The 25,830-nt window shown below is 68.3% G+C and carries 27 protein-coding genes; 15 read left to right on the plus strand and 12 right to left on the minus strand.

Annotation, left to right across the window (positions count from 1 at the left end):
* Positions 1-102 precede the first annotated feature (102 nt).
* The 7 genes from ASF87_RS03730 to ASF87_RS03760 form a co-directional block, all read right to left on the minus strand.
* Complete coding sequence (locus ASF87_RS03730; RefSeq protein WP_082508747.1) at positions 103-447, minus strand: type II toxin-antitoxin system PemK/MazF family toxin; 345 nt, start codon at positions 445-447, stop codon at positions 103-105.
* Positions 444-689, minus strand: a complete 246-nt coding sequence (locus ASF87_RS03735) for a hypothetical protein (RefSeq protein WP_042537868.1) — start codon at positions 687-689, stop codon at positions 444-446. The genes ASF87_RS03730 and ASF87_RS03735 overlap by 4 nt, the downstream gene beginning before the upstream one ends.
* Positions 690-766: 77 nt before the next feature.
* Positions 767-1,768 carry a DNA-methyltransferase gene (locus tag ASF87_RS03740; protein WP_056374275.1) on the minus strand — a complete coding sequence of 334 codons (1,002 nt, stop codon included), beginning with the start codon at positions 1,766-1,768 and terminating at the stop codon, positions 767-769.
* Positions 1,765-2,814 (minus strand): lipoyl protein ligase domain-containing protein, encoded by a 1,050-nt coding sequence (locus ASF87_RS03745; protein WP_056374277.1) that lies wholly within the window; start codon positions 2,812-2,814, stop codon positions 1,765-1,767. Before ASF87_RS03745 ends, ASF87_RS03740 begins: the two co-directional genes overlap by 4 nt.
* A gap of 49 nt (positions 2,815-2,863) precedes the next feature.
* Positions 2,864-3,601, minus strand: a complete 738-nt coding sequence (locus ASF87_RS03750) for a DUF1684 domain-containing protein (RefSeq protein ID WP_056374279.1) — start codon at positions 3,599-3,601, stop codon at positions 2,864-2,866.
* A gap of 268 nt (positions 3,602-3,869) precedes the next feature.
* Positions 3,870-4,724, minus strand: a complete 855-nt coding sequence (locus ASF87_RS03755; RefSeq protein WP_056374280.1) for an alpha/beta fold hydrolase — start codon at positions 4,722-4,724, stop codon at positions 3,870-3,872.
* A 54-nt stretch (positions 4,725-4,778) separates the two neighbouring features.
* On the minus strand, positions 4,779-5,516 hold the full coding sequence (locus tag ASF87_RS03760; RefSeq protein ID WP_056374282.1) for a copper homeostasis protein CutC: 738 nt from the start codon (positions 5,514-5,516) through the stop codon (positions 4,779-4,781).
* 81 nt (positions 5,517-5,597) lie between these two features.
* On the opposite strand from ASF87_RS03760, the gene ASF87_RS03765 reads away from it, so the two are divergent.
* From ASF87_RS03765 to ASF87_RS03805, 9 genes are all read left to right on the plus strand, one after another.
* Complete coding sequence (locus tag ASF87_RS03765; RefSeq protein WP_056374284.1) at positions 5,598-6,038, plus strand: MarR family winged helix-turn-helix transcriptional regulator; 441 nt, start codon at positions 5,598-5,600, stop codon at positions 6,036-6,038.
* Between the two features lie 5 nt (positions 6,039-6,043).
* Positions 6,044-7,399 carry an MFS transporter gene (locus ASF87_RS03770; protein WP_082041035.1) on the plus strand — a complete coding sequence of 452 codons (1,356 nt, stop codon included), beginning with the start codon at positions 6,044-6,046 and terminating at the stop codon, positions 7,397-7,399.
* A gap of 62 nt (positions 7,400-7,461) precedes the next feature.
* Positions 7,462-7,890 (plus strand): hypothetical protein, encoded by a 429-nt coding sequence (locus ASF87_RS03775; RefSeq protein WP_042537854.1) that lies wholly within the window; start codon positions 7,462-7,464, stop codon positions 7,888-7,890.
* 216 nt (positions 7,891-8,106) lie between these two features.
* Positions 8,107-9,042, plus strand: a complete 936-nt coding sequence (locus ASF87_RS03780) for an ABC transporter substrate-binding protein (RefSeq protein ID WP_056374286.1) — start codon at positions 8,107-8,109, stop codon at positions 9,040-9,042.
* Entirely contained in the window at positions 9,039-10,091 is a 1,053-nt protein-coding gene (locus tag ASF87_RS03785; protein ID WP_082041034.1) for an iron chelate uptake ABC transporter family permease subunit, read from the plus strand. Before ASF87_RS03780 ends, ASF87_RS03785 begins: the two co-directional genes overlap by 4 nt.
* Positions 10,088-11,152 (plus strand): FecCD family ABC transporter permease, encoded by a 1,065-nt coding sequence (locus ASF87_RS03790; protein WP_235558859.1) that lies wholly within the window; start codon positions 10,088-10,090, stop codon positions 11,150-11,152. The genes ASF87_RS03785 and ASF87_RS03790 overlap by 4 nt, the downstream gene beginning before the upstream one ends.
* Positions 11,145-11,981 (plus strand): ABC transporter ATP-binding protein, encoded by an 837-nt coding sequence (locus ASF87_RS03795; protein ID WP_056374287.1) that lies wholly within the window; start codon positions 11,145-11,147, stop codon positions 11,979-11,981. The genes ASF87_RS03790 and ASF87_RS03795 overlap by 8 nt, the downstream gene beginning before the upstream one ends.
* Positions 11,978-12,829 carry a siderophore-interacting protein gene (locus tag ASF87_RS03800; RefSeq protein WP_056374289.1) on the plus strand — a complete coding sequence of 284 codons (852 nt, stop codon included), beginning with the start codon at positions 11,978-11,980 and terminating at the stop codon, positions 12,827-12,829. The genes ASF87_RS03795 and ASF87_RS03800 overlap by 4 nt, the downstream gene beginning before the upstream one ends.
* Positions 12,830-12,956: 127 nt before the next feature.
* Entirely contained in the window at positions 12,957-13,892 is a 936-nt protein-coding gene (locus ASF87_RS03805) for a hypothetical protein (protein ID WP_235558860.1), read from the plus strand.
* Positions 13,893-13,960: 68 nt separating this feature from the next.
* On the opposite strand, the gene nrdF is transcribed toward ASF87_RS03805, so the two are convergent.
* From nrdF to nrdH, 4 genes are read right to left on the minus strand one after another with little or no spacing between them, the layout of a single operon-like run.
* On the minus strand, positions 13,961-14,941 hold the full coding sequence (nrdF, locus tag ASF87_RS03810; RefSeq protein ID WP_042537843.1) for a class 1b ribonucleoside-diphosphate reductase subunit beta: 981 nt from the start codon (positions 14,939-14,941) through the stop codon (positions 13,961-13,963).
* A 33-nt stretch (positions 14,942-14,974) separates the two neighbouring features.
* A complete protein-coding gene (gene nrdE, locus ASF87_RS03815) occupies positions 14,975-17,095 on the minus strand; it encodes a class 1b ribonucleoside-diphosphate reductase subunit alpha (RefSeq protein ID WP_042537901.1) in 2,121 nt (706 codons plus the stop codon).
* A 20-nt stretch (positions 17,096-17,115) separates the two neighbouring features.
* The gene (gene nrdI / locus ASF87_RS03820) at positions 17,116-17,577 is read right to left on the minus strand and encodes a class Ib ribonucleoside-diphosphate reductase assembly flavoprotein NrdI (RefSeq protein WP_042537840.1); all 462 of its coding nucleotides are present in this window, start codon (positions 17,575-17,577) and stop codon (positions 17,116-17,118) included.
* Between the two features lie 6 nt (positions 17,578-17,583).
* Positions 17,584-17,817, minus strand: coding sequence for a glutaredoxin-like protein NrdH (gene nrdH, locus ASF87_RS03825; RefSeq protein ID WP_042537838.1), 234 nt, complete (start codon positions 17,815-17,817; stop codon positions 17,584-17,586).
* Positions 17,818-18,206: 389 nt separating this feature from the next.
* Between nrdH and ASF87_RS03830 the strand changes: the two genes are divergently transcribed.
* From ASF87_RS03830 to ASF87_RS03855, 6 genes are all read left to right on the plus strand, one after another.
* Positions 18,207-19,415, plus strand: coding sequence for an MFS transporter (locus tag ASF87_RS03830; RefSeq protein ID WP_194285963.1), 1,209 nt, complete (start codon positions 18,207-18,209; stop codon positions 19,413-19,415).
* Complete coding sequence (locus tag ASF87_RS03835) at positions 19,412-20,326, plus strand: sugar kinase (RefSeq protein ID WP_056374296.1); 915 nt, start codon at positions 19,412-19,414, stop codon at positions 20,324-20,326. The genes ASF87_RS03830 and ASF87_RS03835 overlap by 4 nt, the downstream gene beginning before the upstream one ends.
* 44 nt (positions 20,327-20,370) lie before the next feature.
* A complete protein-coding gene (locus tag ASF87_RS03840; protein WP_056374298.1) occupies positions 20,371-21,129 on the plus strand; it encodes an alpha/beta fold hydrolase in 759 nt (252 codons plus the stop codon).
* Entirely contained in the window at positions 21,126-22,286 is a 1,161-nt protein-coding gene (locus ASF87_RS03845) for an acyl-CoA dehydrogenase family protein (protein ID WP_056374301.1), read from the plus strand. Before ASF87_RS03840 ends, ASF87_RS03845 begins: the two co-directional genes overlap by 4 nt.
* Positions 22,287-22,374: 88 nt before the next feature.
* Positions 22,375-22,842: an Lrp/AsnC family transcriptional regulator gene (locus ASF87_RS03850; RefSeq protein ID WP_153302254.1), complete on the plus strand. Its 468-nt coding sequence runs from the start codon at positions 22,375-22,377 to the stop codon at positions 22,840-22,842.
* Positions 22,839-24,233 (plus strand): aspartate aminotransferase family protein, encoded by a 1,395-nt coding sequence (locus tag ASF87_RS03855; RefSeq protein ID WP_056374302.1) that lies wholly within the window; start codon positions 22,839-22,841, stop codon positions 24,231-24,233. Before ASF87_RS03850 ends, ASF87_RS03855 begins: the two co-directional genes overlap by 4 nt.
* 28 nt (positions 24,234-24,261) lie before the next feature.
* On the opposite strand, the gene ASF87_RS03860 is transcribed toward ASF87_RS03855, so the two are convergent.
* The gene (locus ASF87_RS03860; protein ID WP_157549995.1) at positions 24,262-25,803 is read right to left on the minus strand and encodes a PucR family transcriptional regulator; all 1,542 of its coding nucleotides are present in this window, start codon (positions 25,801-25,803) and stop codon (positions 24,262-24,264) included.
* Between the last annotated feature and the right edge of the window lie 27 nt (positions 25,804-25,830).

Genomic DNA, 25,830 nt, shown 5'->3' on the forward strand with positions numbered 1-25,830 from the left:
CTCGGTGGTGACGCCCACGATAGCGATCACCTTCTCTCCGCAGCCATCTTCATCTCATGCGTGACCGGAAGGGGATCGGCGTGAACCGTGACGACGGGCGCCTCAGACTCCCAGGACGAGACGGATGCCGGTCCCGATCTGCGCCATCAGATATGGCGCGAGGTGGCCGGCCGGGTAGGTGTCGACGAACTCGCGTGTGACCGGACCGATCTGACTCACGTTCGCCACCGAGTCGCGATCGAGCCCTGACGCCGCGGCCGGCACCAGTACGTTGCCCGGAAACCCCTCGAGAGCGGTGTTCGAGGTCAGTGGCACGACGAGGACGGTATTGACGTTCGTGTCGAGCAGCCAGTCCTCTTGCACTACAACGGACGGACGCACTTTCGCCGGTTCCGAGCCTCGCGGAATCCCGAAGTCGACCCAGACGATGTCGCCTCTGCGGATCACCAGTCGGTGCTCTCGCGCAGCCGCTGTTCGTTGCCTCGCACGAACAACTCATCGTCGGCATCGGTATCGGCCTGAGCCAAGATCTGGTTCGCGATACGGGTCAGGTCCGAAGAGCCTTCCAACTCATCAGCCAGTCGTCGCCCGGCGAGCTGGAAGAACTCCGACCGGTTCATGCCGTGTCGCGCAGCCACGCGTTCGAAACGAGCGAAGTCGCCATCGGGCACGGAGATCGCCGTCTTCATGGGAAGAGTATAACTGGTCATACCGCGACAGTAGTCAGAGTTTCCGACATTCGCGGGTGCGTCGAAAGATGCCCCTCCTACTCCCCGACGCGCGACACCACGGCGTGCGGCATCCGCTCGGTCATCACGCGCACCGCCTCGGGATTGTCGTCGACGAGCACGGCGTCGCGCCCGAGCGCCGAGGCCACGGCCCCGGTCGTGCCGCTGCCGGCGAAGAGGTCGAGCACGCGGTCGCCGGGACGGCTGGATGCGCGCACGATGCGCCGCAGGATTCCCTCGGGCTTCTGCGTCGGATACCCGGTCTTCTCGCGGCCGGTCGTCGGCACGATCGTGTGCCACCACACGTCGGTGGGCAGCTTGCCGCGGGCAGCCTTCTCGGCGGTGACGAGACCCGGCGCCATGTAGGGCTCGCGGTCGATGTCGTCGGCGTTGAACACGTACTCCCGCGGGTTCTTGACGTAGACGAGGATCGTGTCGTGCTTGGTGGGCCAGCGGCGCCGCGACTTCGCGCCGTAGTCGTAGGCCCAGATGAGCTCGTTGAGGAAGCAGTCACGCCCGAACACCGCATCGAGCATGACTTTGGCGTAGTGCGCCTCGCGGTAGTCGAGGTGCAGATAGAGGGTGCCGTCGTCGGCGAGCAGTCGCCACGCCTCCTCGAGCCGCGGCATCAGGAAGGCGCCGTAATCGTCGAAGCGGTCGTCGTAGGTGCGCAGCATGCCGCGCACCCGCTCATACGCGTGGCCGTGGAACCCGTGCCGCACCTCGGCAGCCGGAGTCGCCGGTTCGGTGTTCAGCAGGATCGGATCGGCCGCGGCATCCGACCCGCCGGATTCCGGGGCTGCGACGCCGTCGGCGTCCGTTTCGTGCTGAATTGTGAACGTGCGACGGGCGGTGACCACCTGCCGCTCCTGCGTCCGCCCCGTGTTGAACGGCGGGTCGAGGTAGACGAGCGTGAAGGATGCAGACGGCAGGGTCGCCGTGACCGCCAGATTGTCACCCTGGATGATCGAGACGTCACCGCGGACGACGGGAGCAGGCGTCGCCGGGTCAGACGCAGGCGCAGGCGAGGGGTCGGTCACGGAACCCGATGCAGCCACGTGTCCGTGGCGAACTTCGACTCGACCAGCGCTTCGGCATCCGCGTACTCGTCGGCACTGATCGCGCCGTCTTCCGCCGAGGTCAGCGAGCGGAACGTGTCTTTGAAGCGCTCGATGATCTCGGCGCGCGCGAGTCCGGTCTGGCTGCGCAGCGGATCGACGCGCTTCGCCGCCGAGGTGGTTCCCTTGTCGCTGAGCTTCTCGCGCCCGATGCGCAGCACCTCGGTCATCATCTGACCGTCGATGTCGTACGAGAGGGTCGCGTGGTGCAGCACTCCCCCGTTGGCGAGGCGCTTCTGCGCGGCTCCGCCGATCTTGCCCGAGGAGCTGGCGATGTCATTGAGCGGCTGATAGATCGCGTCGATGCCGAGCGAGCGCAGCGCCTGCAGCACCCAGTCGTCGAGAAAGGCGTAGGAGTCGGCGAAGGTCATGCCCTGCACGAGGGATGCGGGAACGTAGAGCGAGTAGGTGATGATCTGCCCTGCGGCCATGAGCATCGCGCCACCGCCCGAGATGCGGCGCACGACGTCGAAGCCGTGGCGGGCAGCACCCTCGGGGTCGACCTCGTTGCGATACGACTGGAACGATCCGATGACGACGGCCGACTGGTCCCACTCCCAGATGCGCAGCGTCGGACGACGGCGCCCCTCACCGACCCGAGAGGTGAGCACCTCGTCGAGCGCGAGGTTCATGCGGGGCGAGACCGCCTTCTCGTGCACGATCTCCCAGTCGAAGTCGTTCCACCCTGGTGCCGTGACGAGTGCTCGACGCACGGCGGTGCCGACGGCTTCGGGAGTGAACCCGAGCAGTTGCGCCCCCTCGGGCAGCGCACCGCGCACCGCCGCGGCGATGGCCGTGGCATCCGTCTCGACCGGCAGTCCGGTGACCGCTCGGTTGATGTCGTCGAGTGCCGTGTCCGGTTCGAGGAAGAAGTCGCCGGCGAGCCGGAAGCGAGCGATCTTGCCGTCGTCGACCTCGAGGTCGACGACGACGAGCTTTCCTCCTGGAACCTTGAATTCACCGTGCACGATTACAGCTTAAGGCGAGGCCGTCGCCCAGGCGCGGTGCGCCGCGGATTCAGCGCCCGAGCACGACCGCCCGCTCACCCGCACGGATCGGCGCCGAGAAGCGGTTGCCCGGCGGCGGCTGGGGGCACACGTACTGATCGGAGAAGGCGCACGGAGGCAGATAGGCGCGATTGAAGTCGATGACCACGGAGCCGTCGGATGCCGGTTCGTCGACGGGCAGGAAGCGGAAGCGATAGGTCTCGGTGCCGTTGGTGCCGTCGGCGAAGACCGCGCTCAGGCCGCCCTGGGGTGTGCGCGTCGCGGCGAGCGTCACCGCGACGCCGTCGAGCGTGAACCGCAGCCGACCGGCGAGGTCGGACTCGTGCGAGCGGCCGTCGACCGAGGTCACGGTGATCGTCTCGCCCGGCGTGGGCTCGAACTCCGCGTCGATGCGCCATCCCTTGCGAGGCGGATACGCGTCGATCGCGCTGAACCGCTCCCGCTCCGGCCGCCTCGGGTTGAACACCCGCAGCGCCACCTCACCTCGCCTGTCGAAGACGCGCAGCTCGCGGCGTCCGAGCCGCAGCGTGTCACGGCCCCTCAGCGTGACGACCGACCCCGTGGTGCCGAGATCGCTGCCGCGGATCCCTCCGTCTCCCGTGAGCGCCCAGAGTCCGGGCACCCCCTCGACGGCAGCGGGCTCGGTGATGAGCCAGTTCGTCGACTCGAGCGCGGCCGGGCCGTACTCGGCGCCGGCGTAGCGCTCTCGCGAGTCATGCCATGCACGCCACTCGTCTTCGAAACCCACCCCACACCTGCCTCTCGCCGCGAATCTATGCGGAGGGGAGGCCGGTATGCCGAGATGACGTCACGCGGATTCACCCGCTGTAACGGGGGTTCATCGGGCGTAACACTCGGACGCGCGATAAAGCGCCCGACCCCGGTCGTTGAGCGAGGACGGCGAAGCCGACCGAGACGAAACGCAGTGAGCCGATCCCGCGCAATCGCCACGTTTCGTCTCGCTGCTTCGCTGCTCGCTCAACGACCGGACAGAAGCCCGCTCCGCCGCGAGGTGCTCAGCGCGGGGGGATGCGGGTGTCGAGCCACGACAGGATGTCGGCCCGCACCTCGTCCTGCTGCAGCTCGTTGAAGATCTCGTGACGCGCATCGGGATAGACGAGCGTCGTGATGTCGGTGAGCCCCGATCGCGTGCGGTACTCATCGGCGAGCTTGTGCACGCTGCGCGGGCCGCCGACCGGATCGTCGCGGCCGACGAGCAGCAGCAGCGGGATGTCGCGGCCGAGGTCCTTGCGGGGGCGGCCATAGAGCTTGGCCGCTTCGACGGGTCCGAACAGCTTGAGAAGCGGCTGGTTCGTGGTGAGCGGATCCTCGTCGAACGACGTCCACACCGCCGGGTCGCGACTCAGCCATTCGAGGCCGGTGGCGTCGTCGGCCGCCCAGCGCGCGTTGAGCGGCGCGGCGTTGAGTGAACCGGGTGTGCGCAGAGCCGACCCCGAGAGGATCACGGCGTCCCACGCCTCGGGGTGGTCGTTCACGAGCATCTGCGCGAGGAACGATCCCCACGAGTGTCCGAGCAGCACGAGCGGCAGGTCGGGGTGCTCGTCCTTGATGATGCCGGTGAGCTGCCAGACCGCGGCCTGCGCCGCCCGCAGTCCGCCCTTGCCGAGGCGGCCGAGCTTCTCGGGTCCGCCGTGCTGACGGATGCCGGTGCGACCGTGCCCGCGATGATCGTCGGCATAGACGATGAACCCGGCCTCGGTCAGCGCGGCGATCAGCGCCCCGTAGCGGCCGGCGTGCTCACCCACTCCGTGCAGCAGCTGCACGACTCCCCGCGCATCACCCGCCGCGGGGTGCACGTCGTAGACGATGGCGATGCCGTCGGCATCCGTGAATTCGCGCGTATCGGTCACGCCCCCACCCTACTGAGAGTGCGAGACATGCGTCAGGGCGACTGGGCGAGCGCTTCAGCTCGACAGCGCGGCGATGACGCCCTGGGCGATCTCGAGGTCGGTGACCTCGTATCCCCCGACGCCGTCCGAGGCCGACCCCATGCGCACGCCGCCGTCTTCGTGCACCATGCGCTTGGCGGAGAAGTGCAGAGCATCGACGCCGGCTGCGACGAGGGCGGGAGCGCTGGCGGCATCCACTCCGCTGCCCGCCATGATCTCGATCTCTCCGGCCGCCTCGGCGACGAGCGCGCGCAGGGTGTCGATGCCGTCGATCGCGACCGAGGCGCCACCCGAGGTGAGCACACGGCGAAGGCCGAGATCCCTGGCGGCGACGAGCGTCGCCACGGGGTCGGGAGTCACGTCGATCGCGCGATGCAGGGTGACGGATGCTCCGCCGGCGGCGTCGCGCAGTCGCCGCATGGCGGGGATGTCGAGCAGCCCCTCTTCGTCGAGCGCACCGATCACGACACCGTCGGCGCCCGCCTCGATCGCACGGCGGACGTCGCTCTCTGCGATCGCGATCTCGTCGGCGGAGTAGGTGAAACCGCCGGCTCGGGGCCGGACGAGCACATGCACTTCGACCCCGACGGCTCGTGCCGCGTCGATCGACAGGTCGAGGGTCGCCGGCGACGGGGTGAGGCCGCCGAGAGGCAGAGCCTGAGCGAGCTCGACGCGCACGGCGCCGACCGCGCCGGCGATGCGCACTCCGGTCGGGTCCTGCACGGCGAGCTCGAGAGCAACGGATCGGGTCATGCGTCCATTCTGGCCTGTCGGCGGCGGCCGATCCGACGCCCGCTTCCCATCGTCGGCAAAATTACTTAGACTGTCTAAGTAATGTCTGCGACCGATGATCCCCTCCAACTCACCGCGACAGACCTGCGCATGGCGACGTTCCGGCTCGCACGGCGCCTGCGCTCGGCCCGTGCCGTCGACGCGATGAGCGACGCGCAGCTCGCGGTGCTCGCGACGCTGCTCATGCACGGCCGGCGCACGATCACGGCCCTGGCAGAGCGCGAGCGGGTCACTGCACCGTCGATGACGAGCATGATCAACGGACTCGAAGAGCAGGGTTTCGTGATCCGCACTCCGGATGCCGAAGACCGCCGTCGCGTGCAGGTCGACATCACCGAGGCGGGCACCGAGATCGTCGCGCAGACCATCAAGCGCCGCGACGAGCTGCTGGCCGAGATGCTCGGCGAACTGGACTTCACCGAGCAGGAACTGACGACGCTGCGAGAAGCGAGCGCCCTGATGCGAAAGGTGGTCGACCGATGAGCGCGATGTTCCGTTCGTTCTCGAACATCAACTACCGCATCTGGTTCGCCGGCGCCCTCGTCTCCAACATCGGCGGCTGGATGCAGGCGACCGCGCAGGACTGGGTCGTGCTCACCGAGCTCACCGACAACGACGCCGCGGCCATGGGTTTCACGATGGCGCTGCAGTTCGGTCCGCCGCTGGTGCTGGTGAGCCTCACCGGATGGGTCGCCGACCGCTTCGAGCGCCGACGCATCCTGCTCGCCACTCAGAGCGCACTGCTGCTTCTCGCGATCGCCGTGGGCGTCCTGCTGCTCAACGGCGTGATGACCCTGCCGATGATGTTCTGCTTCGCCGCCGCGTTCGGTGTCGTCAACGCCTTCGACGCACCCGCGCGGCAGGCGTTCGTCTCCGACATGGTCTCGGCCGGCGACACGTCGAACGCGGTCGCCCTCAACTCGGCATCCTTCAACCTGGCCCGCATGATCGGCCCGGCCGTCGGCGGCCTGCTGATCGTGGCGATCGGCTCGGGGTGGGTGTTCATCGCGAACGCCGTGACGTTCCTCGCGATGCTCGTCGCGCTGATGCTGCTGCGCACCGGGCAGTTGGCGCCGCGTCTCAAGAACCGCCGGACCGGCGGCCTCGCCGAGGGCTTCCGCTATGTCTGGGGTCGCAGCGACCTGCGGGTCGTCTTCGTGACGGTGTTCCTGATCGGCGCGTTCGGCATGAACTTCCCGATCTTCGCCTCGACCATGGCGATCGAGTTCGGGGCCGGGGCCGACGGCTACGGAGTGCTGAGCTCGGTGCTCGCGATCGGCTCGCTCGCCGGGGCACTGCTGGCGGCCAGGCGTGACCGCGCTCGCGTGCGCGTCGTGGTCTTCGCGGCGGGCGGTTTCGGTGTCGCGGCCTTCATCTCCGCATCCATGCCGACGTATCTGTCGTACGCGATCACGCTGACATTCACCGGATTCATGATCGTGACGCTGCTCACGACGGCAAACGGATACGTGCAGATGACCACGGCCCCGGCGCTGCGAGGGCGCGTGCTCGCGCTGTACATGGCCGTGATCATGGGCTCGACTCCGGTCGGCGCTCCCATCGCCGGGTGGGTGGCCGACACGTTCGGCCCGCGCGTGGCGATCATGCTCGGTGGCACCGCGGGCTTCGTCGCCTGTGCGATCGGCGCGATCTGGATCTTCACCTCCGGCCGACTGCACCGCTCGGAGGACAGCCGGTTCCTGATGACGCTCGACGAGACCAGGCCGCTGAACGTCGTCGACCGCGCCGACATCGTCGAGAAGGCAGACCCGGTCGAGTTCAGCGATGAAGCGGCCGTCACGACGCCGATCCGCACCTCGAAGAAGGACGACCCGGAGTTCTGAGCGGGTGACTGCGGTTTGTCAATGCCCTCCACGTGCGGGCGGGGCGGACGTACGTTCGCCGCATGGACCAGAACACAGGACGCACCCCGCACGCCGAAGAGCCCGCCGAAGGTTCTCCTGAGCAGAACCCTCAGCACAACACCGCGCCCGATGGGCAGTCGTCCGTCGAGCGCGACGAGCTCCACGGCAACGCCCAGGGCTCGACCCAGGGCGGTGCCATCCAGGGCGACAGCTCGCACGGCGACTCCCCGCGCGGAGCCATTCAGGGCGACGCCGACGAAGAGAACGCTCAGGGCGCAGCCCAGGGTGGCGCGATCCAGGGCGACAGCTCGCACGGAGAATCGCCTCGCGGCGCCATTCAGGGCGACGCCAGCCCCGACCGCGACGCGGCCCTCGGCGGCGACGAGAACACCGAACAGCAGCTGACCGCCGACAATGAGGTCGAGGAAGACGCTCTGCGCGCGCTCGACCCGGACGACGCTCCCGCCTGAGAGCCGACTGGTCTCAGCCTGCAGGACAGATGAGGGGGCGGATGCTGCGGCATCCGCCCCCTTCATGTGTCGCGTGAATGCACCCTCGCTGGAGCGCCGAGGCGCAGACCCGACGCGCCGTGTTGCGTGGAACGTGGGCCCCACTGTTAGGGTTGCCTATCCAACATTGATCCGATCGATGTCGTTCCCCTCCCCGGTCCCGAAAGGTCATTCACCATGCCCTCCCGCCCCCGCCGTCGTGCCTCCACGACCCTCGCCGCCTCAGCGTGCGCGCTGATCCTGCTCGCCGGCTGCGCCCCTGAGCCGACCGCCGCCACCGATGCGACAGGCGAATCCGCCGGCACTCACGACGTCGAGCATGCCCGCGGCACCACGGCGGTCCCCGACGAGCCCCAGCGCGTGGTGACTCTGGAACCGCTCGAGCTCGACACTGCCGTCGCGGTCGGCATCGAGCCGGTCGGCGCGGCGGTCGCGAGCAACGTCGCGGGTGCGCCCGCGTACCTCGGAGCCGACGGTGTCGAGCCCGTGGGCACGGTTCCCGAACCCGACCTCGAGGCCATCGCCGCGCTCGAACCCGACCTGATCCTCGGAACCGAGGCCCGGCACTCCGAGCTCTACGAGCAGCTCTCCGCCATCGCCCCCACGGTGTTCATCGAGACGCAGGCCGACCCCTGGCGAGACAACGCGATGCTCATCGGCGAAGCGCTGGGCCGCGAAGAGGAGGTCGCCGATCTGCTCTCGAAAGTCGACGAGCGCTGCGAGTCGCTGGCCGACGAGTACGCGGTCGACGGCGAGACCGCGCAGCTCATCCGTCCCCGCGACGAGACGACCTTCAGCCTCTACGGGCCGGTGTCGTTCTCGGGCAGCCTCCTCGAATGCGCCGGGTTCACGATCCCCGAGCAGGAGTGGGCCGACGGCCTCCAGGCCGACATCTCGCCCGAGAACATCGTCTCGGCGGAAGCCGACCACGTGTTCGTCACCGTGACCGACGTCGACGACGCCTCGGAGATCCCCGCCGCGATCGCACAGAACTCCGCAGCCTTCCCCTCGGTCACCCCTGTCGACACGAGCTACTGGGTGTCGGGAGTCGGGCCGAAGGGCGCGCAGGCCGTGCTCGACGACATCGAGGCGTACCTCGAAGAGAGCCGGTGACCGCTCTCGCCTCGGTCGAGACATCGGGGGCTCCGCATGTGCGGGGTCCCCGACGCGGCCTTCGAGCTGTCGGCGGGGCGATCGTCCTCCTCGCTGCACTCGCAGTCGCTGTCGTCCTCTCCCTCGCGATCGGCGCCAATCCCCTCTCGCCCGAGGCTGTCTGGACGACACTGCGCGGCGGGGGCACTCCGGAGACGGACTACGTCCTGTTCGAGTTGCGCATACCTCGGACCGTCACGGGGCTCGTCGCCGGTGCGGCCCTGGGCGTGGCCGGCGCTCTCATCCAGGCCTTCACCCGCAATCCGCTCGCCGACCCGGGCATCCTCGGCGTGAACGCCGGCGCCGCGCTCGCGGTCGCCCTCGGGGTGAGCCTGCTCGGGCTGCGTGACGTGTCGCAGTTCGTCTGGCTCGCCTTCCTCGGGGCGCTCATCGTCACGGTCGCCGTCTACCTCATCGGCTCGGCCGGGCGCGGCTCCGCCGATCCGCTCCGCCTCACGCTCGCCGGAGTCGCACTCGGAGCCGTGCTCTCGGGCATCACCACCGGCATCTCCCTCAGCGACCCCGACGCCTTCGACTCGATGCGCAGCTGGAACGCCGGATCGCTCCTCGGACGTGGCTTCGATGTGATCGTTCCGATTCTCCCGTTCGTCGCTGCCGGGCTCGTGCTCGCGCTGCTGCTCGGTCCGGGCCTGAACGCCGTCGGCCTCGGCGAAGACGTCGCGCGGGCACAGGGCGCGAACGTCGCCGGCATCCGCATCGGCGTGATCATCGCCGTCACGCTGCTCGCTGGTGCAGCCACCGCCCTCGCCGGGCCGATCGCGTTCATCGGATTGATGGTGCCGCACGTGATCCGCTGGACCTTCGGCGTCGATCAGCGGGGGATCCTGCCGCTCTCCGCGGTGCTGGCACCCGTGATCCTGCTTCTCGCCGACGTCCTCGGTCGGGTCATCATCGCCCCGGCGGAGGTGCCCGTCGGAATCGTCGCGGCGTTCATCGGCGCGCCGGTGCTGATCGTGCTGGCGCGGCAGCGCAGAGCGAGCGCACTGTGAGCGCATCGACCACCTCGGCACCCGTCGACGCCGCCGGCGCGAAGATGATCCTGCACCTGGGGCCGCTGCGGATGCCGGTGCGCCGGCGCAGCATCCTCATCGGCCTCCTGGCCTCGGCCGCTCTGGGTGTCCTGGGAATCCTGGCGCTGGGAATGGGAAGCTATCCGCTCACCCCGCAGCAGGTCGTGGAGACTCTTCTCGGCGGGGGCGACGCCATGCACCGCACGGTCGTGATCGACTGGCGACTTCCTCGGGCACTCGCGGGGATCACGATCGGCGCCCTCCTCGGCATCGCCGGTGCGCTGTTCCAGACCGTCACGAGGAATCCGCTGGCGAGTCCCGACATCCTGGGCCTGTCCAACGGCGCCTTCACGGGCATGCTCATCGCACTGGTGCTTGTCTCGGGCAGCTGGCCGGTGCTCACCGCCGGATCTCTCATCGGCGGATTCGCGACGGCTCTGGTGATCTGGCTGCTCTCTGCACGAGGCGGCGTGCAGGGCTTCCGCCTCATCGTAGTGGGCATCGGCGTCTCGGCGGTCCTCGCGTCGCTGAACACCTGGATGCTCCTGCAGATCGAGCTGGAGACCGCGATGTTCGCCTCGGCCTGGGGCACCGGGTCGCTGAACGGCGTCAGCGCGGGTCCGCTCGCGGGAGCGCTGCTGTGTGCGCTGCCGTTCGCCGTCGCAGCCCTCGTGCTCGTGCCGCGCCTGCGTCAGCTCGAGCTGGGCGACGACATGGCCGCAGCCACAGGGGCTCGGCCGGGCCGGATCCGGGCCGTCGCGCTGCTCATCGGCGTGGCGCTCGTGGCCGCCGCGACGACCGTCGCCGGCCCCGTGGCGTTCATCGCTCTCGCCGCGCCGCAGATCGCGCGCCTCGTGGCCCGCACCCCGCACCTCTCGCTGATGCTGTCGGCACTGTTCGGAGGAGTCCTCCTGCTCGGCGCCGACCTCATCGCACAGCACCTGCTGCCCACCGCCCTGCCCGTCGGCGTCGTGACCGTGTCGGTCGGCGGCGCCTACCTCGTCCTGATGATCGTCCTGGAGATCCGCCGCCGTGCCTGAGAACCCGTCCTCGCCCGATCCCACCGCCACCTCGCGCCTGAGAGCAGAGCGGATCACGCTCACATACGACCGCACCGAGATCCTCCGCGACCTCTCTGTCGCCGTGCCGGCCGGAGGCTTCACGGTGATCATCGGGCCGAACGCCTGCGGCAAGTCCACGCTGCTGCGCGGCCTGTCGCGCCTGCTGCCGCCCTCGAGCGGGCGCGTCGTGCTCGACGGCAAGTCGATCAGCGAGTACCCGGCGAAGGAGGTGGCCCGCCGACTGGGGCTGCTCCCGCAGAGCGCGACAGCCCCGGACGGCATCACCGTGGCCGACCTCGTCGCCCGCGGCCGCTACCCGCATCAGAACCTGATGCGCCAGTGGTCGGATGCCGACGAGAGGGCCGTGCAGCACGCTCTCGACGCGACCGGCACCGCAGACCTCGCCTCCCGCCCTGTGGACGCACTCTCGGGGGGCCAGCGTCAGCGCGTCTGGGTCGCCATGGTCCTCGCGCAGGAGACCGACCTGCTGCTGCTCGACGAGCCGACCACATTCCTCGACGTCGCCCACCAGGTGGATCTCATGGAACTGCTCGCGCATCTCAACGCCCAGGGCCGCACGCTCGTCGCCGTGCTGCACGACCTCAATCACGCCGCGCGGTATGCGAGCCACATCATCGCGATGCGCGAGGGGCGCATCGTCGCCGAGGGCCCGCCGAGTGAGGTGATCACGAGCGAACGGGTGCAGCAGGTGTTCGGCCTCGCGAACGTCGTGATCGACGACCCTGTCACCGGAGGACCGCTGGTCGTGCCGTTGCGCGGGTCGACTCCTGCCGGTGTGCGATCGTGACCGCCGAGCGCCCCTGGGCCTACAGCGCCTTCCCGGTCGAGGTGCGAGCGCGGGTGATGCTCAGTCCGCACTTCGTCAGGCTGACTCTGGGCGGAGAGAGTCTGCGGAACTTCGCCAGCTGGGGCACGGATCAGCGGATCAAAGTCGTGCTGCCTCTGGCAGACGGCAGCATCGCCGACTTCGGACTGCTCGACGAGCCGACACCGCATCCCTCCGACTGGTATGCACGGTGGCGCGCGCTGCCCGAGGACGAGCGCAATGTGCTCCGCACGTACACGCCGTCCGCGATCCGGTCGGAGGTCGGCGAGATCGACATCGACTTCTTCCTCCACGAACCAGCCGGACCCGCGTCGGCATGGGCGGCCGCGGCGGCCCCGGGTGACCGCCTCGTCGTCAACGGGCCGGACGCGCGGATGGGGTGGACCGGGTACGGGCTGCACTGGCATCCGGGCGACGCGCGGCGGTTCCTGATCGTCGCCGATGAGACGGCGTTCCCGGCAGTACGCGGCATCCTCGATTCCCTCGCGCCGGACGCCCGCGCCGAGGTCTTCCTGGAATGCGGTGACGCCGCCGATGATCTCGTCTCGCCGGCGGCCCCCGACACGGCGCGCGTGCACCGTGTGCTCCGCGATGCCGGAGACTCGGAGGCGATCGAACGGGCCGTGCACGCGTGGGGCGCCGTCCACGGTGCGTCCGCCCGTGACGACACCGCCTTCTACGCGTGGATAGCGGGCGAGTCCAGCACGACCACGGGCATTCGCCGGTACCTGACCTCCGGCCTCGGCATCGCGAAGGACCGCGTCTCCTTCCTCGGCTACTGGCGGAGAGGCGGCCCACTCGTCGGGTGATCCCCGGAAGACGGCAATCGCAGAAGCCGATGCGGCCGATGCGAGGCGGGTGTAGGTTGCGGAGATGGAGCCGATCCGAGTGGGCCTCGTAGCCGACCCGGCTTCGCCCACTACCGTCGCGCGTCGGATGACCGACCTCACGCCACCGCTCGCCGCTGCGGCCGACAGCTGGATCGTCGAACTCGTCAGCGAGCCGTTCACCCTCGGGTCTGAAGACGTCGACGTCGCCCTCGAGCGGCTGCGTGCGCATGCCGAGCAGAACGGGTGGGATCTCGTCATCGGCGTCACCGAGCTTCCGCTTCGCGACGACGACGGCCGCTACCTGCTGGCGGCGATCGATCCTCGTCGCCAGTCCGCGGTGCTGTCGCTGCCCGCCCTGGGCGGGTTCCGGGTGCAGAGCCGCGCCCGCCATGCGGTGCGGGGACTCGTCGACGGGATGGCCGAGCCCGCGTCCCCGGAGGAGCAGCGCCTGCCGCTGCCCGGACTCAGTGCCCGCGGGCGCGTGCTTCTGGGGATGGTGCTGGCCAACCGTCCGTGGCTGCTCGCCGCCGGGCTCAAGTCCGCGCTGGTCGCAGCGCTGGCGACCGGCGCGGTGGCGACGATCGAGCCGACCGTGTGGTCGCTTGCCAGCTCACTGTCGGGCTGGCGCCTGGTGGCGGCGACTGTGGCCTCCATCACGATCATCATCGCGTGGATCGTGATCGACGGCAGGCTCTGGGACCGTCCAGACGACGACTCACTCCAGGCCCGTGAGAGATCCCGTCTCTACAACACCTCGACGCTGCTGACCCTGACCATCGGCATCGTCATCTGCTATCTGGCGCTGTACGTCGTGAATCTGGCCTGGGCGCTCTTCGTGCTCGACACGTCGGTGATGAGCGAGTCCCTCGGCCGAACCGTCGACGTCGGCGATCTGTTCGTGCTCACCTGGTTCGTCGCGTCGGCGGCGACACTCGGCGGCGCGTTGGGAACGGGCCTGGAGTCCGACGACGCGATCCGCGCCGCCACCTACTCCAAGCGGGAAGAAGAGCGCCGAGCCCGCCTGGCCGACGAGCGCGCCTGAGGCGGCGACGACATGACGAAGGGGCGGATGCCGCAGCATCCGCCCCTTCATCATGCTCAATGTGTGACTCAGAAGTCCCAGTCGTCGTCTTCCGTGGCCTCGGCCTTGCCGATGACGTAGGAGGAGCCGGACCCCGAGAAGAAGTCGTGGTTCTCGTCGGCGTTCGGCGAGAGCGCCGACAGGATCGCCGGGTTCACGTTCGTCACGGTCGAGGGGAACATCGCTTCGTAGCCGAGGTTCATCAGCGCCTTGTTGGCGTTGTAGTGCAGGAACTTCTTGACGTCCTCGGTCAGACCGACGCCGTCGTAGAGATCCTGCGTGTACTGCACCTCGTTGTCGTAGAGCTCGAACAGCAGGTTGAAGGTGTAGTCCTTCAGCTCCTGGCGACGCTCTTCGGTCTCGTTCTCGAGACCCTTCTGGAACTTGTAGCCGATGTAGTACCCGTGCACGGCCTCGTCACGGATGATGAGGCGGATCAGGTCGGCCGTGTTCGTGAGCTTCGCCTTGGACGACCAGTAGATCGGCAGGTAGAAGCCCGAGTAGAACAGGAACGACTCGAGCAGGGTCGAGGCGACCTTGCGCTTGAGCGGGTCGTCACCCTGGTAATAATCCATGATGATCTGAGCCTTCTTCTGAAGGTTCGGGTTCTCCGTGGACCAGCGGAACGCCTCGTCGATCTCCTTCGTCGACGCGAGCGTCGAGAAGATCGAGGAGTAGCTCTTCGCGTGCACCGACTCCATGAACGCGATGTTCGTGTAGACCGCCTCTTCGTGAGGGGTGATCGCGTCGGGGATCAGCGAGACGGCGCCGACCGTGCCCTGGATCGTGTCGAGCAGAGTCAGACCGGTGAAGACGCGCATGGTGAGCAGCTGCTCGTCGGGCGTCAGCGTGTTCCACGACTGGACGTCGTTCGACAGCGGCACCTTCTCGGGCAGCCAGAAGTTGTTCACCAGACGGTTCCAGACCTCGAGGTCCTTGTCGTCCTGGATGCGGTTCCAGTTGATCGCCTGAACGCTGTCGACCAGCTTGAGCGGGGGGTGAGGAGTCATTGTTCTTCGTCGTTTCCTGTGGTCAGAGCCGGATCAGAGCATGCACGAGACGCACTCGGTCATGTCGGTGCCCTCGAGCGCCATCTGACGCAGACGGATGTAGTAGATCGTCTTGATGCCCTTGCGCCATGCGTAGATCTGAGCCTTGTTGATGTCACGCGTCGTGGCGGTGTCCTTGAAGAACAGCGTCAGCGACAGGCCCTGGTCGACGTGCTGGGTGGCGGCGGCGTAGGTGTCGATGACCTTCTCGTAGCCGATCTCGTATGCGTCCTGGTAGTACTCCAGGTTGTCGTTCGTCATGAACGGAGCCGGGTAGTAGACGCGGCCGAGCTTGCCTTCCTTGCGGATCTCGATCTTCGACGCGATCGGGTGGATCGACGACGTCGAGTTGTTGATGTACGAGATCGAGCCGGTCGGGGGCACAGCCTGCAGGTTCTGGTTGTAGATGCCGTGCTCCTGGATCGACGACTTCAGCGCCACCCAGTCGGCCTGCGTCGGGATGTGCTTGCCCGCGAAGAGCTCCTTGACCTTCTCGGTCTCGGGAACCCAGGCACGCTCGATGTACTTGTCGAAGAACTCCCCCGACGCGTACGTCGAGTCCTCGAAGCCGTCGAAGGCCTGCTTGCGCTCGATCGCGATGTTGTTCGAGGCGCGCAGCGCGTGGAACAGCACCGTGTAGAAGTAGATGTTCGTGAAGTCGATGCCCTCTTCGGACCCGTAGTGCACGTGCTCGCGAGCGAGGAAGCCGTGCAGGTTCATCTGGCCGAGGCCGATCGCGTGCGAACGGTCGTTGCCGTCCTCGATCGAGCGAACCGAGCGGATGTGGCTCTGGTCGCTCACCGCGCTCAGTGCACGGATCGCCGTCTCGACCGTCTGGCCCAGGTCATCGGCATCCATCGACAGCGCGATGTTCATCGAGCCGAGGTTGCAGGAGATGTCCTTGCCGATCTGGTCGTACGACAGGTCGTCGTTGTACGTGGTCGGCGTGTTCACCTGCAGGATCTCGCTGCAGAGGTTCGACATGTTGATGCGGCCCTTGATCGGGTTGGCCTTGTTCACCGTGTCCTCGAACATGATGTACGGGTAGCCCGACTCGAACTGGATCTCGGCGATCGTCTGGAAGAACTCGCGCGCGTTGATCTTCGTCTTCTTGATGCGCGGGTTGTCGACCATCTCGCGGTACTTCTCGGTGACCGAGATGTCGCCGAAGGGAACTCCGTAGACCTTCTCGACGTCGTACGGCGAGAAGAGGTACATGTCCTCGCCGTTCTTGGCGAGCTCGAACGTGATGTCGGGAACCACGACGCCGAGCGACAGCGTCTTGATGCGGATCTTCTCGTCGGCGTTCTCGCGCTTGGTGTCGAGGAAGCGCATGATGTCGGGGTGGTGCGCGTTGAGGTACACCGCTCCGGCACCCTGACGGGCGCCGAGCTGGTTGGCGTAGCTGAAGCTGTCTTCGAGGAGCTTCATCACGGGGATGATGCCCGAGGACTGGTTCTCGATCTGCTTGATCGGAGCGCCGGCCTCACGGATGTTCGAGAGCAGCAGAGCGACGCCGCCGCCGCGCTTGGAGAGCTGGAGAGCGGAGTTGATGCCGCGGGCGATCGACTCCATGTTGTCTTCGATGCGCAGCAGGAAGCAGCTGACGAGCTCGCCGCGCTGGGCCTTGCCCGAGTTGAGGAAGGTCGGCGTCGCGGGCTGGAAACGGCCGGAGATGATCTCCTCGACCAGGGCGACTGCGAGGTTCTCGTCGCCGCCGGCGAGGCCGAGGGCCGTCATCACGACGCGGTCTTCGAAGCGCTCGAGGTAGCGCTTGCCGTCGAACGTCTTGAGCGTGTAGCTCGTGTAGTACTTGAAGGCGCCGAGGAACGTCTCGAACCGGAACTTCTTGCTGTAGGCGAGGTCGTTGAGCTTCTGGATGAACTCGAGCGAGTACTGCTCGATCACGGCGGGCTCGTAGTACTCCTTCTCGACCAGGTAGTCGAGACGCTCCTTGAGCGAGTGGAAGAACACCGTGTTCTGGTTGACGTGCTGCAGGAAGTACTCGCGTGCCGCCCGCTTGTCGGCGTCGAACTGGATCTTCCCGTTCGCGTCGTACAGGTTCAGCATCGCGTTGAGGGCGTGATAGTCCAGGCCCTCGTAGGTCGGGTTCATCTTGAACGCCACCGTGTCCGTCACTGAGTCGGTTCCTGCCTGCTCGTCAACTGCGGTACCCACCGTCGCTCCAATCCGTCGCTCACGCGATCTACATCGTCTTGTGTGCCGAAGATCTCGAGCCGATACAAGTGAGGCACGTTGCACTTGCGGCTGATGATGTCACCGGCGAGACAGAAGGAGTCGCCGAAGTTGGTGTTGCCCGCGGAGATGACTCCGCGGATGTGATTCCGGTTGCGCTCGTCGTTGAGGAACCGGATGACCTGCTTGGGCACCGCGCCTCGTTCGACGCCGCGCCCCTCACCCCCGCCGTAGGTGGGGGTGACCAGCACGAAGGGCTCGTCGACGACGAGATCTTCCTGCTGCCGGAGAAGGGGAATGCGTCGGGCCGGGAGCCCGAGCTTCTCGACGAAGCGCGCGGTGTTACCCGAGGCGCTCGAGAAGTAGACCAGGAGCGGCGCGGCGGTCGCGACGGCGCTCATGGCGGATCACGCCAGACGCGAGGCGAGCTCGTCGATCTTGTCGGGACGGAAGCCCGACCAGTGGCCCTCGTCGGTGACGACGACCGGCGCCTGCATGTAGCCCAGCGCCTTGACCTGCTCGAGTGCGGTCGCGTCTTCCGACAGGTCGAGGATTTCGTACTCGATGCCCTTGGCGTCGAGCGCGCGGTAGGTGGCGTTGCACTGAACGCAGGACGGCTTCGTGTAGACCGTGATCGACATCTTTTCGCTTCCCCTCAAATCTCTGGCCTGCATCTATATCAGGCTGTTTTCCGGTAGACCCTCACCGGGATCTCAATACTACATATAGGTACGGACATTCAGGGTGACCACTAGGGGTAGTAGTTACATACGTGTAGTTTTCCACCGCTCTCCACTGTTACAACACAGGTTCTCCACCGTTTCTTCCACAGGCTCGGGCACCTCGGGAGCAGCTCCGAACCGCGAGAAATCGCGGCTGGGAACGACCTGTGAGAGATCCATCCACAGGTCGGACCGTACGCCTCACCTCTGACATCGGATTTTCTGTGGAAACTCGGTTTGGGCGTGTCGCGGCGTGTCGCGGAGGAGCCGCTTCGACCGGCGTCCGCACCTCCCGGTAGCGTTGACCCGTGGCGGGATATCGGGACCTTCTTCGCACGCCCGGAGTGGCGCGCATGATCGCTGCACAGCTGACCGCTCGCTTCCCCAACGGGATGACCTCGCTCGCGATCCTGCTGCACGTCGAACAGCAGACCGGCTCATACGGCTCGGCGGGCCTGGTGCTCGCCGCGACCAGCGTCGGGCAGGCCGTCGCCGGCCCGATCACGAGTCGATGGATGGGCGCCTGGGGCATGCGCCGCGTGCTCGCCCTCACGCTCAGCGTGTGCGTGGTCGCCGTGCTGGGCTTGGCACTGCTCCCCCTGAACGTCCCCGGATACATGGCGCTCGGCATGATCGCCGGCCTCTCGACCCCGCCTGTGCAGGCCGCCGTGCGCACCATCTATCCGAAGCTCGTGAACTCGACACAGCTCACCCCGCTCTTCTCTCTCGACGCCTCGCTGCAGGAGATCATCTGGGTGCTCGCCCCCGTCGTGATCACGCTCGTGTCGACGCAGATCGGCACGGCCGTGGGGCTGCTGCTCGTGGCGGTCGTGCTGGTCGGCGGCGGAGCGTGGTTCATCCTCTCTCCCGAGGTCGGCCGCGTGCGCATCCCGCGAAGTCGCAGCGCCCTCGGCAAGGTCGTGCTCAAACCGCCGGTGCTGCTCGCCACCATCATCGGATTCCTGCTCATCGGCGCGTGCTCCGCGGTCGAGGTCGGTGTCGTCGCGACGTTCGAGCACGGCAGCCTGGCGGCCGGCCTCGTGCTCGCGGTGTTCGCCGTGGGCAGCCTCGCCGGAGGCCTCTCGTTCGGACACATCCCCATCGGGCCCTGGGCGATGGCCCGCCGCCTCACCATCGTCACGGTCGGCCTCGCACTCACCATGTTCTCCCTCAACGAGTTCTGGCTCGGCGGCACCCTGATCGTCGCCGGCATCGGCGTCGCGCCGGCTCTCGCCGTGCTGTTCGCCATCACGACCGCGAGCGTCAAGTTCAGCGAGACCGCCGAGGCCTTCGGCTGGGCCGGCACCGGTCAGCTGATCGGCGCCGCGGCCGGCTCTGCCGTCGCGGGCTTCCTCGTCGATGCGACTGATCCGCGCGGCGCCTACCTCGCGGCGACGCTCTTCGCCGCAGCCGGACTCGTCGTCTCGATCGTCTTCGTCCGCTCCTTCCCCGATCTGCGTCATCGCGATGCGAGTCCCCACCCCGATACCGAACCTCTGGCGGTCACCCCTTCATGAGCTCTGCGTCCTCCCCCGCATCCATCGCCCCCGAGGTGGCCTGCATCGGCGAGTCCATGGGACTCGTCACCGCTCTGGGCGCACCGCTCGCCGAGACCGAGACGGCGGCACTGGGGCTCGCCGGGGCAGAGGGCAACGTCGCCGTCGGACTCGTCTCGGCAGGGCATCGGGCCGCCTGGGCCTCGCGCCTGGGCGACGACCCGATCGGCGTGCGCATCTCGACCGAGCTCGCGCGCCGCGGCGTCGACCTCTGGGTGACGACGGATGCGGACGCGCCCACCGGCGTCATGTTCAAGGATCCGGGCACCGAGTCGTCGTCCGTCTACTACTACCGACGCGGATCGGCGGCGTCGCTGATGGCGCCCGGGTTCCTCGACGCCCCGCAGCTCGCCGGCGTCCGCATCGTGCACACGACCGGCATCACCCCGGCGCTCTCCCCCTCCTGCCGCGCGATGGTCGATCAGCTGTTCGTCGACGCGCGCACAGCCGGCACGCTCGTCTCGTTCGACGTGAACGATCGCAGGGCGCTGTGGACGATGCAGGATGCGGCCGAGACGCTGACCCGGCTCGCGGATGCCGCGGACATCGCCTTCGTCGGTCGAGATGAGGCCGAGCGCGTCTGGGGCACCGCCACCGCCGTCGAGATCCGCGCACACCTTCCGAACTGCGGGCTGCTCATCGTGAAGGACGGCGACGTCGGCGCGACCGCGTTCCTCGGCGACGACGAGCCGGTGTTCGTACCCGCGCCGCGGGTCGAGGTCGTCGAGCCGGTCGGCGCCGGCGATGCCTTCGCGGCCGGGTTCCTCGCCGCGACGCTCGACGGCGCAGAGCTCGCCGAGCGACTCTCTGCCGGACACACCGCAGCCGCGCGGGTGCTGACCACGCACGGCGACCTGCCACCGCTGCCCTGAACTCCGCACGCCTCCCCCCTACGACCCGGTCGTAGGCTTGCTGCATGCCCGCACCGCTCACGCTGCCCCGCATCTCCTGGGGTGATCCGGCCTCCGATCGCCGAGTGCTCCTCGTGCACGGCCTCGGCTCCTCCGCTGCTCTCATGTGGCGGGTGGGCACCGCCCTCGCCGACGCCGGATGGCATGCGACCGCCGTCGACCTGCGCGGTCACGGCGACGCCCCGAGGGCCCTCGACTACTCGGTCGCCGCCTATGCGGCAGATCTCGACGCGACCGAGCCCGACGGCGGTGGAGCGTGGGATGCCGTGGTCGGCCACTCTCTCGGCGGCGCCGCCGGCACGGCGGCCGCAGCATCCGCTCCGGAGTGGACCCGCCGCCTGGTGCTGCTCGACCCGGCGATCCTCGTCGACGGCCGCGATGCCGCGATCGTGCGTCGCAGCCAGGAGCGTGCCTTCGCCGACAACAGGGTGGAGCTGGTGCAGCAGGAGCATCCGCACTGGCATCCGCAGGACTGGGAGCTCAAGGTCGATGCCGTGCACCGAGCGAGTGCGTGGGCGGTCGAGCAGACGAGTGCGCAGAACACCCCGTGGGATGTCACGGCGGATGCCGCGCGGTTGACCGTCCCCACCCATGTGATCGCCTCTGATCCGGCGGTCTACAGCATCTTCACCGGCGACGTCGCAGCCTCCGTTCTCGCCTCGAACCCTCTCGTCACGATGTCGGTCGTCGAGGGATCAGGGCATTCGCTGCACCGCGACAAGCCCGAAGAGACCGTCCGACAGCTGAGAGAGGCCCTCGCGTGAGCACGTTCGACCCGACCGCGTATCTTCCCGACGACCTGCTCGAGCGCATCCGCGAGCGGGCTCCCATCCACGACCGCGAGAACACGTTCCCCGAACAGGACCTCGCCGAGCTGCGCGACGCCGGCTACCTGTCGATCCTCGTGCCCGCCGACCGTGGAGGCGCGGGTCTCGGACTCGCCGAGGCCGCGATCCTCCAGCAGTGCCTCGCGACCGCCGCCCCGGCCACGGCGCTCGCGATCAACATGCACCTCGTCTGGACCGGGGTCGCCAAGGTCTTCTCCGACCGCGGCGTGCCCGGCCTCGAGTTCGTGCAGAACGGCGCGGTCGCCGGCGAGGTCTTCGCCTTCGGCATCAGCGAGGGCGGCAACGACCTGGTGCTGTTCGGCAGCGACACCGAGGCCGCACCCACCGCCGACGGCGGCTACGCGTTCACCGGCACCAAGATCTTCACCTCGCTCGCGCCCGTGTGGACGAAGCTCGGGCTGCACGGACTCGACACGACGAGCGCCGACGCCCCGAAGCTCGTCTTCGCATTCGTCGACCGCACCGATGCGGTCGTGACGGGCGACGACTGGGACACTCTCGGCATGCGGGGCACACAGAGCCGCACGACCCGACTCGACGGAGCCGCGGCGGATGCGGCGCACGTGGTGCGCCGCATCGATCCGGGTCCGAACCCCGACCCGATCGTCTTCGGGATCTTCTCGGTCTTCGAGATCCTCCTCGCCTCGGTCTACACGGGCATCGCGCGCCGTGCGCTCGACCTGGCCGTGCTCACCGCGCAGAAGCGCCGCTCGAAGAAGACAGGTGCCGCGTACAGCCAGGATCCCGACATCCGCTGGCGCATCGCCGACATGGGCCTCGCGTACGACGCCCTTCCGCCGCAGATCGCCGTCCTCGCGCGCGATGTCGACGAGAAGGTCGACAACGGCGCCCGGTGGTTCACGCTGCTCTCGGGGGTCAAGCACCGGGCGATCACGATGTCGAAGCACGTCGTCGACCAGGCGATGCTGGTCGCCGGCGGCGGCTCGTACTTCTCGTCGAACGAGCTGTCGCGGCTCTATCGTGACGTCCTGGCGGGGGCATTCCACCCCTCCGACCCCGAGTCTGCGCATTCCACCGCGGCGAGCGCCTGGCTGGGCCCGCTCGAGTCCTGACCGCGATATTCTGCGGTTTACCCGCTGCAGCTCCGCCGATTCTGCGGAATCGGTTGAAGACAGCCCGCTGCGGTGCGAGGATCGCATCATGATGTCCTCGAAGAAGCATCCGCCACTGGACGGTGTGGCCAAGACGATCATCGAGCTGCTGCAGGAGGACGGCCGGCGCTCGTACTCCGACATCGGGCGTGAGGTCGGCCTGAGCGAGGCCGCCGTGCGCCAGCGCGTGCAGCGTCTCACCGAGTCCGGCGTGATGCAGATCGTCGCCGTGACCGATCCGATGCAACTGGGCTTTCCTCGGCAGGCGATGATCGGCATCCGCGTCTCGGGCGACACTCGCGTCGTCGCAGAGGCCATCGCCGAGATCGCCGCGATCGACTACGTGGTGATCACGGTCGGATCCTTCGACATCCTCGCCGAGGTCGTCTGCGAGGACGACGAAGACCTCCTCGCGCTGATCAACGACCACATCCGCCCGATCGACGGGGTGCTGTCGACCGAGACCTTCATCTACGCCAAGCTGCAGAAGCAGCTCTACAACTGGGGGACCAGATGAGCACGCAACGCACGACTCCGTCCGAGGCCGAACTCCAGGCCATGGCCAAAGACCACCTGTGGATGCACTTCACACGGCAGTCGACCATGGACAAGAGCGGCGTGCCGATCATCGTCAAGGGCGACGGCCACCGCATCTGGGACTCGAAGGGCAAGGACTACTTCGACGGCCTCTCGGGTCTCTTCGTCGTCAACGCCGGGCACGGACGCCGCCGCCTCGCCGAGGCCGCGGCGAAGCAGGCATCCGAACTGTCGTTCTTCCCGCTGTGGTCGTATGCCCACCCGGCGGCCATCGAACTCGCCGATCGCCTGGCCGATGAGGCACCCGGCGATCTCAACCGCGTGTTCTTCTCGACCGGAGGCGGCGAGGCGGTCGAGACCGCGTTCAAGCTCGCGAAGCACTACTGGAAGCTGATGGGCAAGCCCACCAAGCACAAGGTCATCTCGCGCTCGGTCGCCTACCACGGCACCCCGCAGGGCGCCCTCGCGATCACCGGCATCCCGGCGATGAAGTCGATGTTCGAACCCGTCACGCCCGGTGGCTTCCGGGTGCCGAACACCAACTTCTACCGAGCGGCCGAGATGGGCGGCCCGAGCGACGACCTCGAGGCCTTCGGACGCTGGGCCGCCGACCGCATCGAGGAGATGATCCTGTTCGAGGGCGCAGACACCGTCGCCGCCGTCTTCCTCGAGCCGGTGCAGAACTCGGGCGGATGCTTCCCGCCCCCGCCCGGCTACTTCGCCAGGGTGCGCGAGATCTGCGACCGCCACGACGTGCTGCTCGTCTCGGATGAGGTCATCTGCGCGTTCGGCCGTCTCGGACACACCTTCGCCTGCACCGGCCTCGGCTACGTGCCCGACATGATCACGTGCGCCAAGGGCATGACGAGCGGCTACTCGCCGATCGGCGCCACCATCGTGAGCGACCGGATCTACGAGCCGTTCTCGAAGGGCGACGTGTCGTTCCCGCACGGCTACACGTTCGGCGGTCACCCCGTCTCGGCAACCGTGGCGCTCGAGAACCTCGCGATCTTCGACGAGGAGGGGCTCAACGAGCGGGTGCGCGAGAACTCGCCCCTGTTCCGCGCCGAGCTCGAGAAGCTCCTCGACCTGCCCATCGTCGGCGACGTGCGCGGCGACGGCTACTTCTTCGGCATCGAGCTCGTGAAGGACAAGGGCACGCGCGAGACGTTCGACGACGACGAGTCCGAGCGGCTGCTGCGCGGGTTCCTGTCCCCCGCGCTGTTCGAGGCCGGGCTGTACTGCCGCGCCGATGACCGCGGCGACCCCGTGATCCAGCTCGCGCCGCCGCTCACGGTCGGTCCCGGCGAGTTCCGTGAGATCGAGCAGATCCTGCGGAGCGTGCTCACCGACGCGCAGTCGGTTCTCTGACGCTCTCTTCAGGGGCTCCGGAGACGGCTCAGGCGGATGCCGCGGTGCGCCGCCTCGCGAGAAGTGCGAGGTGGAGCGCCGCGATCGTCTCGCCGTCGTCGAGGTCGGCGCCCAGGAGGTCGCCGATCAGCGTGATCCGCTGATAGAACACCGATCGCGACAGGTGGCTCGCCGCCGCGGCCGCCGAGCGGTTGCCCGGGTGCGCGACGAGAGCGGCGAGCACGTCGAGCAGATCGCCTCTGCGCTCCTGATCGTGACGGATGAGCGGCGCCAGCATCCGCTCGCTGTGCTCGTGCAGCCGGTGGTCGTCACGCAGAGTGGCGACGAGCCGCTCGAGCGGTCGGTCGTCGACGCGGCGCACCCTCGCCCCGGCCTCAGCCCTGTCGCTGTCGGCGAGGTCGCGCGCGGCGCGCAGAGAGCTGAGCAGACCGAGCACGTCGTCGGAGACCGGCCCCACGAAGACGGCGCGGTCGGGGCCGGCGATGCGCAGCAGCACCTCGTCGGACAGCACCGCGGATGCCGGCAGCGAGAGCAGCGCGACATCGTCGTCGTCGACGCGGGCGGCCACGACCGCGAAGCCTGCCTGCCGCGCCCGATAGGCGAGTTCGCTGATGGACGCCGAGCCGCGGGCGACGATCCCGTGACACTGGCGCTCGGCGAGCGCGAAGCCCCCTGCGCGCAGCCGAGCATCGATGTCGTCCGCCCTGGCGAACCGCGCACCGAGGAGGTCGTCGATTACGGCGCGCTGCGCCAGCAGCGACCATTCCGCGTCACCGCCGTCGGCGATGCAGCCGAACGCGAGCGCCGTCGCACCCTGTTCGAGCACGGTGACGCGGCCGGCGGGGTGTGCCGGGCCGGGCAGCGCGAGAAGCGTGCCCCAGCGCACTCCTCTCGCCTGCACGGGCACCTGCTCGGCACCCCCTCGACCGTCGAGCACCTCGGCGATCGGCATCCCCAGCCCTTCGGCCGCGATCACCTCGCGTGCCAGGTTCTCGAGCACAACCGGGGCGCCGAGGGCGCGGGCGGTCTCGGCCACCACGACGTCGGCCGGCGCCCCCTGCAGGCTCAGCGCGGTGAAGAGCTCGTGCAGATGCTGCCGCTCGTGCAGGGCCTGCGTCTGCGCGGCGATCAGGGCGTGGTGCACGGCCTCGGTCACGGCGACGAACTTCACCTCGCGGGTGAGGGCGACGAGCGCGAGGCCCACCGTCGCGCAGACATCCACGACCGGCTGCGGCACGGCATCGCGGGCTGTCCCGAGCTCGAAGACGATTCCGGCGATGCCCGCTCGATGCAGCCTCGATGCGAAGGCGCGCAGCTCTCCGTCGTCGAACGGCCACCCTGCACCCGTCGTCAGAAGCAGCTCTCCTCCGTCGAGCAGACGCGCGACGCCGACGCTGTCGGAGACGTGCACCCACCGCACCGCAGCATCTAACGCCGCACCCCCGACGAGCACGTCAGGCTCGCCCGCCTGCACGGCGGGGTCGGCCAGCACGTCGGCGACCGTGAGGTACACGCTGTGCGCCGGACGGTCTGTCCGGATAACCCTGATGTCGCTACGTTCTGACGCCAAGACTGTCCTCCGTGCTCTGTGATCATG

It is taken from the genome of Microbacterium sp. Leaf161 (assembly GCF_001423645.1).
GTDB lineage: Bacteria > Actinomycetota > Actinomycetes > Actinomycetales > Microbacteriaceae > Microbacterium > Microbacterium forte.

What these genes read in the sequence shown, in the direction of transcription:
- ASF87_RS03735 (WP_042537868.1), bottom strand. Translation starts at nt 689, where the DNA reads ATGAAGACGGCGATCTCCGTGCCCGATGGCGACTTCGCTCGTTTCGAA.
- ASF87_RS03760 (WP_056374282.1), bottom strand. Translation starts at nt 5,516, where the DNA reads ATGACCCGATCCGTTGCTCTCGAGCTCGCCGTGCAGGACCCGACCGGA.
- ASF87_RS03765 (WP_056374284.1), top strand. Translation starts at nt 5,598, where the DNA reads ATGTCTGCGACCGATGATCCCCTCCAACTCACCGCGACAGACCTGCGC.
- ASF87_RS03770 (WP_082041035.1), top strand. Translation starts at nt 6,044, where the DNA reads ATGTTCCGTTCGTTCTCGAACATCAACTACCGCATCTGGTTCGCCGGC.
- ASF87_RS03775 (WP_042537854.1), top strand. Translation starts at nt 7,462, where the DNA reads ATGGACCAGAACACAGGACGCACCCCGCACGCCGAAGAGCCCGCCGAA.
- ASF87_RS03780 (WP_056374286.1), top strand. Translation starts at nt 8,107, where the DNA reads ATGCCCTCCCGCCCCCGCCGTCGTGCCTCCACGACCCTCGCCGCCTCA.
- ASF87_RS03805 (WP_235558860.1), top strand. Translation starts at nt 12,957, where the DNA reads ATGACCGACCTCACGCCACCGCTCGCCGCTGCGGCCGACAGCTGGATC.
- nrdF (WP_042537843.1), bottom strand. Translation starts at nt 14,941, where the DNA reads ATGACTCCTCACCCCCCGCTCAAGCTGGTCGACAGCGTTCAGGCGATC.
- nrdE (WP_042537901.1), bottom strand. Translation starts at nt 17,095, where the DNA reads ATGAACCCGACCTACGAGGGCCTGGACTATCACGCCCTCAACGCGATG.
- nrdI (WP_042537840.1), bottom strand. Translation starts at nt 17,577, where the DNA reads ATGAGCGCCGTCGCGACCGCCGCGCCGCTCCTGGTCTACTTCTCGAGC.
- nrdH (WP_042537838.1), bottom strand. Translation starts at nt 17,817, where the DNA reads ATGTCGATCACGGTCTACACGAAGCCGTCCTGCGTTCAGTGCAACGCC.
- ASF87_RS03835 (WP_056374296.1), top strand. Translation starts at nt 19,412, where the DNA reads ATGAGCTCTGCGTCCTCCCCCGCATCCATCGCCCCCGAGGTGGCCTGC.
- ASF87_RS03840 (WP_056374298.1), top strand. Translation starts at nt 20,371, where the DNA reads ATGCCCGCACCGCTCACGCTGCCCCGCATCTCCTGGGGTGATCCGGCC.
- ASF87_RS03850 (WP_153302254.1), top strand. Translation starts at nt 22,375, where the DNA reads ATGATGTCCTCGAAGAAGCATCCGCCACTGGACGGTGTGGCCAAGACG.
- ASF87_RS03855 (WP_056374302.1), top strand. Translation starts at nt 22,839, where the DNA reads ATGAGCACGCAACGCACGACTCCGTCCGAGGCCGAACTCCAGGCCATG.